The 14,171-nt window shown below is 54.4% G+C and carries 11 protein-coding genes; 8 read left to right on the forward strand and 3 right to left on the reverse strand.

Going from position 1 to position 14,171, the window contains the following annotated elements:
• Window positions 1-127: 127 nt before the first annotated feature.
• Entirely contained in the window at window positions 128-1,441 is a 1,314-nt protein-coding gene (locus IE065_RS00195; protein ID WP_189510516.1) for a hypothetical protein, read from the reverse strand.
• 235 nt (window positions 1,442-1,676) lie between these two features.
• Between IE065_RS00195 and dnaK the strand changes: the two genes are divergently transcribed.
• The 3 genes from dnaK to groL all read left to right on the forward strand — a co-directional run bounded on the left by dnaK (window position 1,677) and on the right by groL (window position 5,738).
• Window positions 1,677-3,638, forward strand: coding sequence for a molecular chaperone DnaK (gene dnaK, locus IE065_RS00200; protein WP_189510519.1), 1,962 nt, complete (start codon window positions 1,677-1,679; stop codon window positions 3,636-3,638).
• Window positions 3,639-3,712: 74 nt separating this feature from the next.
• On the forward strand, window positions 3,713-4,021 hold the full coding sequence (locus tag IE065_RS00205) for a co-chaperone GroES (RefSeq protein WP_189510522.1): 309 nt from the start codon (window positions 3,713-3,715) through the stop codon (window positions 4,019-4,021).
• A 55-nt stretch (window positions 4,022-4,076) separates the two neighbouring features.
• Entirely contained in the window at window positions 4,077-5,738 is a 1,662-nt protein-coding gene (groL, locus tag IE065_RS00210) for a chaperonin GroEL (protein ID WP_189510525.1), read from the forward strand.
• Window positions 5,739-5,976: 238 nt separating this feature from the next.
• Here the strand turns inward: groL and IE065_RS00215 are convergent, their stop codons facing one another.
• The gene (locus IE065_RS00215) at window positions 5,977-6,666 is read right to left on the reverse strand and encodes a glycosyltransferase family 2 protein (RefSeq protein WP_189510528.1); all 690 of its coding nucleotides are present in this window, start codon (window positions 6,664-6,666) and stop codon (window positions 5,977-5,979) included.
• 44 nt (window positions 6,667-6,710) lie between these two features.
• Window positions 6,711-7,445 (reverse strand): 16S rRNA (uracil(1498)-N(3))-methyltransferase, encoded by a 735-nt coding sequence (locus tag IE065_RS00220; RefSeq protein ID WP_189510531.1) that lies wholly within the window; start codon window positions 7,443-7,445, stop codon window positions 6,711-6,713.
• A 143-nt stretch (window positions 7,446-7,588) separates the two neighbouring features.
• Between IE065_RS00220 and IE065_RS00225 the strand changes: the two genes are divergently transcribed.
• The 5 genes from IE065_RS00225 (at window position 7,589) to IE065_RS00245 (ending at window position 14,023) form a co-directional block, all read left to right on the forward strand.
• Window positions 7,589-8,989, forward strand: a complete 1,401-nt coding sequence (locus tag IE065_RS00225; RefSeq protein WP_189510533.1) for a TolC family protein — start codon at window positions 7,589-7,591, stop codon at window positions 8,987-8,989.
• A gap of 15 nt (window positions 8,990-9,004) precedes the next feature.
• Window positions 9,005-10,135 carry an efflux RND transporter periplasmic adaptor subunit gene (locus tag IE065_RS00230; RefSeq protein ID WP_189510536.1) on the forward strand — a complete coding sequence of 377 codons (1,131 nt, stop codon included), beginning with the start codon at window positions 9,005-9,007 and terminating at the stop codon, window positions 10,133-10,135.
• Between the two features lie 9 nt (window positions 10,136-10,144).
• Entirely contained in the window at window positions 10,145-11,398 is a 1,254-nt protein-coding gene (locus IE065_RS00235; RefSeq protein WP_200163144.1) for an ABC transporter permease, read from the forward strand.
• Between the two features lie 7 nt (window positions 11,399-11,405).
• Complete coding sequence (locus IE065_RS00240) at window positions 11,406-12,116, forward strand: ABC transporter ATP-binding protein (RefSeq protein ID WP_189510539.1); 711 nt, start codon at window positions 11,406-11,408, stop codon at window positions 12,114-12,116.
• Window positions 12,117-12,268: 152 nt separating this feature from the next.
• Window positions 12,269-14,023, forward strand: a complete 1,755-nt coding sequence (locus IE065_RS00245; protein ID WP_189510541.1) for a glutamine--tRNA ligase/YqeY domain fusion protein — start codon at window positions 12,269-12,271, stop codon at window positions 14,021-14,023.
• Window positions 14,024-14,171: the final 148 nt, after the last annotated feature.

A 14,171-nucleotide genomic window follows, 5' to 3' on the forward strand; every position in this document is an offset into this window, starting at 1 on the left:
GATCTAAGATACCTAAAAGCCAAAGGGATCGGGAACCCCTATAACTCCCTTACCTCAGTAGCAGAGTCATATTGAAAATTCAAAGTGGTTAAACCATCGATCATTTTCGAGCCCGCAGGAAATTGGTCTACTCAGTGGCCGGAATATATGGATCCCCAACCTTGCGATGCCCAGAGCTGCTGAATGGGTTCTTTGGCGCGGCAATGCCACGTGAAAAGTCCTCGGCCCAGAGTAAGCGGAAGTAATCCCCGCCCTCGCACAACAGCGTCGCCTCATAGGCTAAAGACTGCCCCACGTCTTGATTCGGCAAGCGCTGGATGGACTCCGCCTGAGTGTAAAACCAATTAGTTAGGTCTGTGCTGCGCAGGAAATACACCTTCGCCTGCCAAGATTGGACGGCCAGATAGTAACGGCATTTCATTTTCATGACGCCGACCTCATTGACCAGTGTATAAACCGGCTTAAGATCGCCCATGGGGACCTCGAGATTTCCAGTGGTCAACCATGCAATGAGATTGTTGTATCCGTCTCCATTGGCGTCGCCCCGAAAATCGACATTGGGCACGGGCACGTCGGCATCGCTGATGTTGATGCCAAAATCGTTGTATTCGGGGTAACGCTTCTCAAACGCTGGCTTGATCGTGCGTTCCAGCGTGGGTCGGCTCACCCCGTCGTAAGATTGCACACCGACGATCTGGTCGCTGTCCGGCAGCAGCCCCTCGGGATGTGCCACGGCGTAGCGCAGCGTGTTCGGGTAACCGTCAAAGGGCCCCCAGCGCACGACAGTCCGGCCATTTTCTACTGAGAAAGCAGCCATTTCCAAATCGCGGTCTTCGCGCTCAACATCGGTTTGATATTCCTGACTTTTACTGATGCCCTCCCATGTCTCCCGATACTGCTCGGCTGTCCAGCCAGCAGGCAAAGTTTCCTCAATCGCTACCACCCAAAAGCCATCAGGTGGGTTCAACTCCACCGTCACGCTTGGCGGTTTGTATATGTAGTATTCCGACACCCAATCCCAGCCAACGCCACCGACCACCGAGTCGAGGCCATAAGAATAATAGTTGTAGATGTCATTGACGTCCTCGATGCCCTCAAAATGATCGCCGAAATAAAAATACAGGCCATCGAATTCCCACTGAATCTGCGCTGCCAAAGAAACGTAATCAATCGGGATTTGCTGGTTGCCGTGCCGCGCCCATTTCTCCCCGTTGCGCCAGGCGTCCGCATAGTTTTCCAGCTCGGTACTGGAGATAACGTGGTCCTGGCTGATGTCCGCCGGATGGTAGGTCGCGTAATCGCGCTTGTACTGATTAAACTCGGCAAGCGTGCCGCCGGTTTTCTGACGAAACTGGATCCAGTTCAGCTGCGGAAAATTCGCCCACAACCCATTGGCGATGAGACCCAGCAACAACCCGTAAACTATTCGCTTTCGAGACACGTATATAAATTACGCTGTATCAGAATTTGAACACAAGCCCTTTATCGGAGCGGTGGCGACTTTCTCAAATGTGTCACACCCCGGCGTCACACCAAGTGTGACAGGTGAGACATTTTGCGCCACCTGAACGGGGCCGACGTGGCACGACCGATAGATGAATTAATTATATTCAATTGTCAATCAACGACTTGCAGATTATTCGTATTAGTGGCGTGGCAAATGCAATAGAGTGGGCATGAGTAAAGTTTTAGGCATCGACTTAGGTACGACAAATTCCTGCATGGCCGTCATGGAAGGCGGGGAGCCTGTCGTCATCCCAAACAGCGAAGGCGCGCGCACAACGCCGTCCGTCGTCGCTTTCGCAAAAAATGGCGAACGTCTCGTCGGCCAGGCCGCGAAGCGCCAAGCTATCACCAATCCACATAACACGATTTTCTCCGCAAAGCGCCTTATTGGCCGCAAGTTCTCCGAGATTCAGGAAGAAGCCAAGCATCTTCCTTATAAGGTAGTCTCGGGCAAGAACGGCGACGCGCAGATCGAAATCACCATCGGCGGCGAAACCAAGCAATACGCTCCGGAAGAAATCTCCGCTATGATCCTCGGCAAGCTCAAGGCTGACGCTGAGGCATATTTGGGCGAGACAATCACGCAAGCCGTGGTCACCGTTCCCGCATATTTTAATAACCCTGAGCGTCAGGCTACCAAGGATGCTGGCAAGATCGCCGGTCTCGAAGTGCTCCGCGTGATCAACGAACCGACCGCAGCCGCCCTCGCCTATGGTCTGGACAAAAAGGCCGACGAAACCATCGCCGTGTATGACCTCGGCGGCGGCACGTTCGACATCTCCATTTTGGAAATCGCTGACAGTGTCTTCGAAGTGAAGGCCACCAACGGCGACACTCACCTCGGCGGTGACAACTGGGACAGCGCCCTGATCAACTGGCTCGCTGCTGAATTCAAGTCGCAGAACGACAGCAAGATTGACCTGCTCGCCGACCCAATGGCCAAACAACGCCTGAAGGAAGAAGCGGAAAAGGCCAAGATCGCCCTGTCCTCTTCCCAGTCGACCGACATTAACCTGCCGTTCATCACTGCAGACGACACCGGCCCAAAGCACCTCAACGTCACCCTGAGCCGTTCCAAGCTCGAGCAGCTGACTGATGATCTGGCCCAGCGCACGATCATTCCGTTTAAGAAGTGCCTCGAAGACGCCGACCTCTCCATGAGCGACGTCAACGACCTCGTGCTCGTTGGTGGAATGACCCGCATGCCCAAGATCATTGAGATCGCCAAGGGCCTCGCAGGCAAAGAGCCACACAAGGGTGTTAATCCGGACGAAGTGGTCGCCATCGGCGCATCCATTCAGGGCGGCGTATTGCAAGGTGACGTCAAGGACGTGCTCTTGCTCGACGTGACCCCCCTCACCTTGGCTATCGAAACCCAGGGCGCGGTTGCCACGCCGATGATCGAGCGCAACACCACGATCCCAACCAAGAAGTCGCAGACTTTCTCCACCGCCGCTGACAACCAAGACGCCGTGGACATCAAGGTTCTCCAAGGCGAGCGCCCGCTGTCCAAGGACAACAAGCTGCTCGGCAACTTCCGCCTCGATGGTATCCCCCCCTCCCCCCGTGGCATGCCGCAGATCGAAGTCACCTTTGACATCGACAGCAACGGCATCCTGCACGTGAGCGCCAAGGATAAGGCCACCAACAAGGAGCAGAAGATTTCCATCACCGGCGGCACTGGCCTGTCCGAAGAAGAAGTCGAACGCGCCAAGGCCGATGCGGAATCACACGCCGAAGAAGATAAGAAGCGTAAGGCTTCCATCGAAGCCCGCAACAAGCTTGACGGCATCGTATTCCAGAGCGAAAAGCAACTTACAGAATTGGGCGATAAAGTTCCTGCGGACAAGAAGGCCCCGGTCGAAGCAGCCATTGCCGAAGGCAAGAAGGTGCTCGAAGACCAGGACGCTTCCCCGGATGCACTCAACGCCGCCCACGACAAGCTGCAAGAAGCCCTCATGGCCATTGGTCAGGAGATGTATGGCAATATGTCCCCCGAGGAACAAGCAGCAGCAGCAGCGCAAGCAGCAGGTGAAACCGCAGCTCCAGAATCCGGCGCTGGCAATCCTACTGCAGCAGGTGATGACGATGTAGTCGACGCCGACTTCGAAGTCGTCGACGACAAAAAATAATCAAATAGATTTCGATTCGGAAGACGATTTTCTTCCCAAACAATCACGACAATAAACCCATAAAAAAATACTATATGGCAACCGCAACCAAAGTGAAGATCAAGCCACTCGGCGACCGCGTCCTTATTCAGGCCGTCGAATTGGATTCAGAACAAGTCAAGGGTGGCATCATCATCCCTGATTCCGCCAAGGAAAAACCACAGGAGGCAAAAGTCATTGCTCTCGGCACTGGTGCCAAGGACGAAAACGGCAAGGTCCAGCCCTTCAATGTGAAGGTCGGCGATCTCGTCATCGTCTCCAAATACGGCGGCACCGAAGTCAAGTTCGACGATCAGACCTATACTCTGGTCCGCGAAGACGACATCCTCGGCGTCGTTCAATAAGCTCTGCACTGCAAAGCATATTACTTAAAACAGAAAACGTAAAACTTACACCATTATGGCTAAGCAACTCAAATTCGACGAAGCCGCACGCAAGGCAATCCTTGCCGGCGTTCAAAAACTAGCTGACGCTGTCGCTGTAACGCTCGGACCTAAAGGCCGCAACGTTCTCATCGACAAAAAGTTCGGCTCCCCAACTGTCACTAAAGACGGCGTAACTGTTGCCAAGGAAATCGAACTCAAGGACCCCTATGAAAACATGGGTGCCCAAATGGTTCGTGAAGTGGCTTCCAAGACCAGCGACAACGCTGGTGACGGCACCACTACCGCAACGGTTCTTGCTCACGCCATCTACAAGGAAGGCCTCCGTAACGTCGCCGCTGGCGCAAACCCAATCTTCCTGAAGCGTGGTATTGATAAGGCTGTTGAAGCCGCTATCGCTAAGCTCGCTAAGGACAGCAAGAAGGTTTCCGACCGCGAAGAAGTTAAGCAAGTCGCTACCGTTTCCGCTAACTGGGACACCGAGATCGGCGAAATCATTGCAGACGCAATGGACAAGGTTGGCAAAGACGGCACCATCACCGTTGAAGAAGCCAAGGGCATCGAAACCACCCTCGACGTTGTCGAAGGTATGCAGTTCGACAAAGGCTACCTCTCCCCTTACTTCGTCACCAATGCCGAAGCTATGGAGACCGTCCTTGAAGACGCTTACATCCTGATCAACGAAAAGAAGATCAGCAGCCTCAATGACTTCCTGCCGATCCTTCAGAAGGTTGCCAAGACCGGCAAGCCCTTCATGATCATTGCAGAAGACGTCGAAGGCGAAGCCCTCGCAGCACTTGTTGTTAACAAGCTCCGCGGCACACTCAACGTCTGCGCTGTTAAGGCTCCTGGCTTCGGTGATCGCCGCAAGGCTATGCTCGAAGACATCGCAGTCCTCACCGGTGGCCGTTGCATCACCGACGACCTCGGCATCAAGCTCGACAGCCTCGAATTGGCTGACCTCGGCCAAGCCAAGCGCATCACCGTGGACAAGGAAAACACCACCATCGTCGAAGGCGCTGGCAAGGGTTCCGACATCCAGGGTCGCGTAAAGCAGATCCGTCGCCAAATCGAAGAAACTTCCTCCGACTACGATCGCGAAAAGCTCCAAGAGCGTCTCGCTAAGTTGGCTGGTGGCGTTGCCGTCATCAATGTTGGTGCAGCAACCGAGCCAGAAATGAAGGAAAAGAAGGCACGTGTCGAAGACGCATTGCACGCTACCCGCGCTGCAGTCGAAGAAGGCATCTCCGCTGGTGGTTCCAAGGCTCTCCTCAATACTGCTAAGGAAATTGAGAAGGCTGCTGAAGCCCTTACTGGCGACGAGCAAATCGGCGCATGGATCGTCCGCCGCGCAATCGAAGCTCCTCTCCGCAAGCTCTGCTCCAATGCAGGTGTCGAAGGTAGCCTCGTTGTGCAGGAAGTCCTCAAGTCCAATAAGACCACTGGTTACAACGTAGCTACTGGCGTTTATGAAGACTTGATCAAGGCTGGTGTTGTTGACCCAACCAAGGTAACCCGCTCTGCTCTGCAGAACGCTGCTTCGGTTTCCGGTCTGCTCCTCACCACCGAGTGCATGATCACCGACGAGCCTGAAGAAAAGAGCTCCGGCGGCGGTGCCCCTGACATGGGCGGCATGGGCGGCATGGGCGGTATGGGCGGCATGGGCGGCATGATGTAAGCCCTTGGCTTACTCGCCCTCCAATCCAACCAACGCAAAACGCAACTTTCAACGCCCTCGGCTTCACGCCGGGGGCGTTTTTTGTGCTACTTCCAAGGGGGTCTCCTTAGGTGACGAGACCGCAAGAAAGTCATTATTACAGGTATTTACTCAAGCCGAATACCAACCACGAAGAACAACGAAAACTCGCTGACTGCGCCTTCCCTGCTGTCGCTCAAAGTGTCAGGCTCGTGCAGCCTTAACGGAAGATATTGTATTTGAGGATGGCGTAAATTGCGCGAAAACCGTCTCTCCAGCCAATTTTTTTGCCCTCGTCGTAGGTGCGACCATAATAGGAGATACCGACCTCAAAAATACGGCACTGGAGCCGGGCAACCTTCGCCGTAATCTCCGGCTCAAAGCCAAACCGATTTTCCTCAATGGTGATCTGATCAATGATGTCCTTGCGGAACACCTTGTAACAGGTTTCCATGTCCGACAGGTTAATATTCGTGAAGGCGTTGGATAAAAAGGTCAGGAATTCGTTCCCCAACATATGCCAGAAATACACCACGCGGTGGGACTCGCCTCCGGCAAAACGGGAGCCGTAAACCACGTCTGCCTTGCCATCAAGAATCGGCTTGAGCAGCTTGCCGTATTCCTGCGGGTCGTATTCCAAGTCCGCGTCCTGAATAATCACGATATCGCCCGTGGCGGACTGGAACCCCGTGCGCAAGGCCGCACCCTTGCCCTGATTGACGTCATGAAAGACGATTTTGCTGACCAATGGCGCGATCTTTTCATTCAAAATCTCACGAGTGCCGTCCGTCGAACAATCATCAACGATGATAATTTCCTTGTCCTTTACTGGTGAGGCCAACACGGCGGCGATGACTTCCTCGATCGTGGCGGACTCGTTAAAGCAGGGGATAACGATGGATAGCTTCATTGGTAACAGCTTTAGCCAGAGGCGTTAAGAGAAGCGAGTCAAAATCACATTCGCCCCCACCCAGCCAACAATACTGATACACCGCACTGGCAGGCCGACTCGGTCCTCAAAACACGTTCTCCCAAGCTGGCGAGCTGGAACCCTGCCGCCCGGAGCTGATCCCGTTCCTTGGCCGACCAGCCCCGCTCCGCGCCAATGGCCAGCGTCGTCGGCGTGTCAGTGTTGGTATTAAGAGCCGAGAGCTGGTCAACGCCCTCATAGACATCCAACGCAAAGCATTCTTCAATGCCACCGGCTAGTGACTTTCGATCTTCCAGCGCCGCAGCCAAATCTTTAAAGTGCTGGACTGGAGGAAGCTGCGTTGCAAATCCCTGCTCCGCCCCTTGCCAAAGCCGTTCCCGCCATTCGTCTGTGGACCAGAGCTTGCTCTTGGCATAGGATGGCTCCCCCTTCTCGGCCTGAAAGAAATCCAGCCCCATCACCCCCAGGCAAGCGGCGTCAAAAAGCACCCGACGGGCAGTCTGAGGGCGCGGAACACCCACCAACAAACGGATTGGGTGCGTTATCGGCGGATTCTTTTCCCAGGCAACATCCAACCTTACCCCCCCCCCCGGCAGGCTCTCAACAATTTTCCCCAAACCACGAACACCATCGACCACCCCCACGTAAATCGGGTCGCCCACGCCTAGGCGCAGCACTTCCCGGATGTGCTTGGCGCGGGGATCATTGGCCGCAATCACTTCGGCCTCCGCAGCCGTATTAAAGAGGATCAGGTTCAAGGCAGGCAGCGTCCTTCGAGATTTTCCATGGCGCAAACTTTTTTGGCACTAGGAATTAAACAAAGGAGCAAATACCGAACTTACGAGTCATAGGAAAAGGGTTGCCATCGGCTCGGTCATGCCGATTCTTACTCGATTTTCGCATGTTCGGAGAATTTTTTAATCACCAGCTCAAACGCGTAATCGCGCTCACCTGTCTGCTAGGCGGGTCGCTCCTTCACGCTGACGCCCCCCTTCACCTCCCGGAAACACTCTTTCCCGAGTTGGAAGGCATCCTCCAGCAGATGGAGAATGAATCTCCGGAAATGCTCATCCAGCGAGCCAAGGTTCAAGCAGCCGAGGCTGACGAGCATTCTCGCCTCTCTAAAAAATACCCGCAAATCTATCTGAATCTTCAGATGATGAACCGGAGCGAATTCCGCAGCAGCAGCCCAACTTACCAAAACACGACCCAGCCCTTTGGCGTTGGCCGCCTCGAACAGGAACTCTACCATTGGGGTGCCCTCGACGCTTGGCGCGACATTGGTAAGTTCCGCAAATCCATCGAGGATAATAATTACAACGAAACCTACCGGCTTCTTACTCTGCGCGTCCGCTCTCTATATCTACGCTTGTTGTTTGCCCGCGAGCAGGTCAGCTACTACCGCGCCGAAGCCAACCGCCTGCAAAAGGCGCTAGGCACTAGCGAACAGCGCGCAGATTCAGGCCGCATCACCGTTGATCAACTTGAAAACGAACGCCTCGGGGCTGAAGAAGCCGACATCGCGTTATCCCGCGCCTTGGACGAAACTGACATGCTAGAAGAAGACCTCCGCCTAGCAACTGGCTGGACTGGGCCTATCAATGGTGTCGAGAGTGGGCTAATCACCCAATTATCTGCGCTGGAAATCGCAGAGTCTGCCATGGCTGACGATATCATCGCCAGTTCTGCGCCTCCTTCGGTCGACTACCTCAACAAACAGGCAGAACTAGGCATCGAAGAAGCCGACTACACACGCATCCGCTCAAAGAATTTACCGCTAATTGACTTCGTTATCGAAGCCTATCAGGACCAGATCGCGACTGAAGGACAGGACAACGTCGACCGCACCGTCGTCGCCGCATACATTCGCGTCAATTGGCATATCTTCGACGGCTTTGAGACGCAGTGGCAGAAAATCCAATCCAAGGCCAAACAACGTGCCCTCGAAAAGCAAGCTGAGCATATCGCCGCCAAGGACAAACTGGAAGTCGAGCGCCTACAACGTAATCGAACACTCCTTGAACGCGATATTCGCCTCTGGAGTCGCCGGGTTGCCCTTAGCGAAAACCAGCTACAACGAGTCGTGTCTGAGCGTGAAAAGAACACCGCAACCGACAACGATGTGATGAACACCCGCAACCAGCTGCTAGCCGACCAACTGACTCTGGTTAGCTACCGCCTCGACCTTTTCGGCAACTCCACAGAGTTGCTCTCCCTTTTCGGGCGCGATCCTTACGGAGCGCCGAAACAATCGCTCGATCAATCAGTCGAAGACGTATACGACGAAAACTTCTTCTGGTAAGTCCCTGACGACATCGTGAAAAATTGGTGGAAATTCCTTCTGGCGGTGATTGTCATCGCCGCCCTCGCCTACATTCCGTTCATCGGTCGTAGTACTGATGTCTACGTTATGCCGGTTAAACGCGCTACAGCGCTGGACGCTATTTCTGGCAACGTCAGCGTGGAAGCATCGCTTGATATTGACCTGAAGAACCGCGAACCTGGCCTGATCATTGAGTCCGTTTACGACCCCATGCTCGGCGGCGTGCCCGTCCGCGCAGGTCAAGTCGTCTTCAAGCAAGAAACGCGAGACATCGATTTCGTGATTGAAAATAAGAAGCTTGAGCTCGAAACCGTCCGGCAAAACATCGACAACGGCTCCCCTTTGGAACCCGACTTGGAAACTGCCAAGCAAGAGCTGGAAGACAATGCCGCCCTCACCAAGAAAGGGTTATTCCCTGAAGCAGAGCTGAACAAGCTCAAGCGCTCCGTGACCAAACTCGAACGCCAAATGCGCCAGCAATACATTGAGTGGGAGGCCGCTGAAAAGACCCTGCGACAGGAAATCAAGCAGCTCGAAGAACGACGCAAGGACATGGAGATCCGCTCGCCCATCGATGGCCTACTGATTGATGCGCAAGTATTCCCCGGCGATTACGTCGAAGAACCGACCACACTTGGCCGCATCCTGAGCAACGACAAACTCGTCCGCATCAGCATTAGTGAAGAAGACTACCCTGGCATCCGGCCCAGCAACAAAGTCTCCTTGAAACTACTTGGCGTGGGCCAAAAGCTATTTACCGGCGAAGTCACTCAGCTCCTCCCAACATCCAATTCCGAAACCAAACGACGCGACATTTTCGTGAAGCTCGATAATGCTGAAGATGGCGATTTGGTCGATGGTATGACCGGTGAATCTTCCGTTACCAAGGCAAGTCGCGACAACACACTGATCATCCCCCGCCGTGGACTACTGGGAGACATCGTCTTCGTCGTCAATGGCGATGTTGTGGAGGAACGCATCGTGGAAACCGGCTTTATTGGACTCCTGCAAGCTGAGATCGTTGGCGGCCTTCAAGAGGGCGAAATGATCGTTGTCGAAGATCCCAAGCAACTACGCAACGGAGAGAAAGTGAACGCGACCGAGCAAATACTCGACTTCGATTAAATAACTGTCGTGAGTCCTAACTTCGCCATCGCGTTCCGCTTCATCATTTCTCGCAAACGCTCTATGCTCATGAGCCTTGCGGGGATCGTCTTTGGCGTCGGCTTTTTTATCGTCACCCAAGCGCAGACCAGCGGCTTTGAAAAATTCTACATCGACACCATCATTGGTGCCGACAGCCCGATCCGCATTGAGGACCGTTTTCAGCTTCCTGGCGTAGCCATCAAAGGCGCGGGTGGCGAAGGCGAAGAAACCGATTTCTACACGAAAACGGACTCCAACCGCAAATACACCCGCGGGATCGAATACCCGAACAAGCTCCGGGCCGCTGTCGAAGATTTTTCCGATGTGACGGCGGTTTCCGAAGTGCTCCAGGGCGACGCGCGGGCGATCAGCTCCTTCAGCGAAGAGCTGGCCAACGTGCTGGGCATCCGGATCAAGGATCACCTGCAGGTGACTGATATCCAAAATCAAATCAAGTGGGGCAGCATCGATAACTTTCGCTTCAATCCAAGCTCAGTCCTTCTTTCCATCGGTTTGGCGGAGCGCTTACAGTTGCAGATTGGCGACTACATGCTCTTCGAATACGCGGGCGAAACCCGCCGCTATAAAGTGGTCGGCATTTTCGAAACTGGCATCTCACAGATCGACAAATCGCGCGTCTTTATGCAGCTCGGTGAAGCGCGCGCGCTCTTTAAGAAGCCTTTTGGTCAGGCATTCTTCCAGATTGGCGTGCGTAATGTCGAGCAAGCTGGACTGCTCGCCGAGCGCTTGGAAGAAGCCCTCAACCACAACGTCGTGCCATGGCAAGAACGCGAGCGATCCTGGCTCCAGGTATTCTCTGTGCTGCGCATTTCCTCAGCGATCACAGTCTCGACAATCATCCTAATTTCCGGGCTCGGCATGTTCAACACCTTGGCAATGCTGGTTATGGAAAAAACGCGAGAAATCGCGATCCTGCGCTCAATCGGCTACACGCGCCAAGACATCTCCCGCATTTTCCTGTGGCAGGGCGTCCTTGTGCTGATCGCAGGCACCGTCTGTGGCTGGGCCTTTGGCGCTGGGGTGACTTTGGCTATTTCCAAACTACCGATCAAGATTCGTGGGATTTTCACGGCAGATTCCTTCGTCGTCAATTGGGACATTAATCATTACATCTGGGCCGCCGTCGTCGCAGGCATCACAGTGATGATTGCCAGCTACATCCCCGCCCGCCGCGCCGCCGCTCTCGAGCCCGGCACGATTATCCGCGGCACATCAATTTAAGCATCTGATGTCCACTGAAACACCAGTTCCCACTCCAGCCTCGCAACCTGTTTTGCGGGCGGAAAATCTGCATCGCTCCCTTGGCGAGGGGGAGTCGCGGGTGCATGTACTGCGGGGAATCAATCTTCAGTTGAAACCCGCCATGACCTACTCCGTGGCTGGTCCATCAGGCTGCGGTAAGAGCACCATGCTCTACTTGCTGGGTCTACTCGACCGTCAGGACAAGGGACAAATTTGGATTCGCGGCGAACTGATGTCCGACGCTTCCGACGCCGAACGCACCGCCGCCCGCAGCAGGCACATTGGCTTCGTTTTCCAATTTCACTTCCTGCTGCCAGAATTCAGTGCAGCCGAGAATGTGATGTTGCCGATGAAAAAGCTCGGTGCCCGCTCACCCGAGGAAATGCGCTCACGCGCCGAATACCTGCTCGGGCTGGTCGGCCTTGGCGCAAAAGCAGACCGTCTAGCAACTCATCTCTCCGGCGGGGAACAACAGCGCGTCGCAATTGCACGCTCCCTCGCCAACGACCCTGCTCTTCTTCTTGCCGATGAGCCAACTGGCAACCTAGACGTTGCCAATTCCAATATGGTCTTTGACCTTTTGCAGCGTCTAACCCGCGAAACCGGCCAAGCAATCCTCATGGTCACTCACAATCCCGAGCTCGCCGAGCGCACCGACGCTCGCCTGCGCATGCAAGACGGCCAATTCGTCGTTTAAGGCAGAATTAATCGCCCCCTTAGAGGGATCAAACGTTAGCTTCCGTCCCAGCTGCCCCCCCCGCGAAGCCAGAGAAAATTAATTCCGCTAATTTCTCACCTTCACCATTGCGGCTTGCGCCTTTTTGGCCTGTTTTCTAAACCCTATTTTTTATGTCCGAAACTGACGTCCACCCATCCCATTTCATCCGCGACATCGTACTAGCCGACCAAGAGTCAGGCTTACACAGCGGACGCGTGCAGACGCGTTTCCCTCCAGAGCCCAACGGCTACCTGCACATTGGCCACAGCAAAAGCATCTGCTTGAACTTTGGGCTGGCCGAAGAATTTGGCGGCCAATGCAATCTGCGCTTTGACGACACAAATCCGGAAAAAGAGGAGACGGAATACGTCGAAGCAATCAAGGCTGATGTGCGCTGGCTCGGCTTCCAGTGGGCGAAAGAGTGCTATGCCTCGGACTACTTCCAGCAGCTCTATGATTGGGCGGAAAAGCTGATCAGCGATGGCAAAGCCTTCGTCTGCGATCTCAACGCCGAAGAAACCCGCGCCTATCGTGGCACGCTAACCGAACCCGGCCGCCCCAGCCCATTTCGGGAACGTTCCGTCAAGGAAAACCTAGACCTGTTCCGTCACATGCGGGCGGGGGAATTTCCCGATGGTACCCGGACACTACGCGCCAAAATCGACATGGCCAGCCCCAACCTCAACCTGCGTGATCCAGTGCTCTACCGCATCAAACGGGCGCATCACCACCGCACAGGCGACGCTTGGCCCATCTACCCTAGCTATGACTTCACCCATGGGCAAAGTGATTCCCTAGAGAAGGTTACGCATTCGATATGTACACTGGAATTTGAGACACACCGACCGCTTTATGAGTGGTTCATTGCACAGTTGGACATATTCCCGTCTCATCAATATGAGTTTGCCCGGTTGAACCTCAACTACACTGTCATGAGCAAGCGCAAGCTGCTCCAGTTGGTCAAGCAGGGTGTGGTTTCCAGTTGGGACGATCCACGGATGCCTACCATTTCTGGTGCACGCCGCCGAGGAACCCCCCCCCTGGCGTTCCGCCGTTTCTGCGAAACGATTGGCGTAACGAAGTTTAATGGCATGACCGATATCGCGCTTTTCGAGCATACGATCCGCAATACACTCAACCCCATTGCTCCACGACGCATGGCCGTCCTTGATCCTCTCAAGGTCACGCTGACCAATTACCCAGAGGGTAAAGTAGAGCATATTACAGCGATCAACAACCCCGAGGACGCCGCTGCGGGCGAACGGCAGATTCCCTTTGGACACACCCTTTACATCGACCGAGAGGACTTCCTGGAAGACGCACCGAAGAAGTTCTTCCGCCTCAAGCCAGGCGGTGAAGTTCGTCTGCGCAACGCATACGTAATGAAGTGCGATGAGGTCGTGAAAGATGCTGCTGGCAATGTGATCGAGCTAAAGTGCACGGTCGACTTCGCTACTCTGGGTGCCAACCCCGAAGGCCGTAAGGTGAAAGGCGTGATCCATTGGGTGAGCGCAGCGCACGCCGTGCAGGCCGAAGTTCGTCTCTACGATCGTTTATTCACCGTCGAGAAGCCTGATGGCGACAAGGAGCACGACTTCATGGAGTTCATCAACCCTGATTCACTTCGCACGGTAACTGCATGCCTTGAGCCGGAGCTTGCTTTGGATGCTCAGAAGGTGCGTGATCAGATTTCAGCCAATGCTCAATTACCACTGCGTGAGGAAGGCTCCGGCGTTGATTCCGCCATGCGGCCAATGTATTCGAGTGATCTCCGAGTGCAATTCGAGCGAGTCGGCTATTTCTGTTTGGATGAAGATAGCACCGCTGAAAAACTGGTTTTTAATCGTACGGTTGCGCTTAAAGATTCCTGGGCAAAGCATAAGTAGCTGATCAAATAGCAACAGAAAACAGGGCTAACGGCCCTAATTTGACTAGCAAACCGCCTGAGTTCCAACCGGGAACACCACCCGAATTTACAAGGTTTTAACCGCGGAAACGTTTGCCGTTTAGCAGTATGAAACCTAGATTGTAGAA

Origin of the sequence: Cerasicoccus arenae (assembly GCF_014651635.1) — a bacterium.
Lineage (GTDB): Bacteria > Verrucomicrobiota > Verrucomicrobiia > Opitutales > Cerasicoccaceae > Cerasicoccus > Cerasicoccus arenae.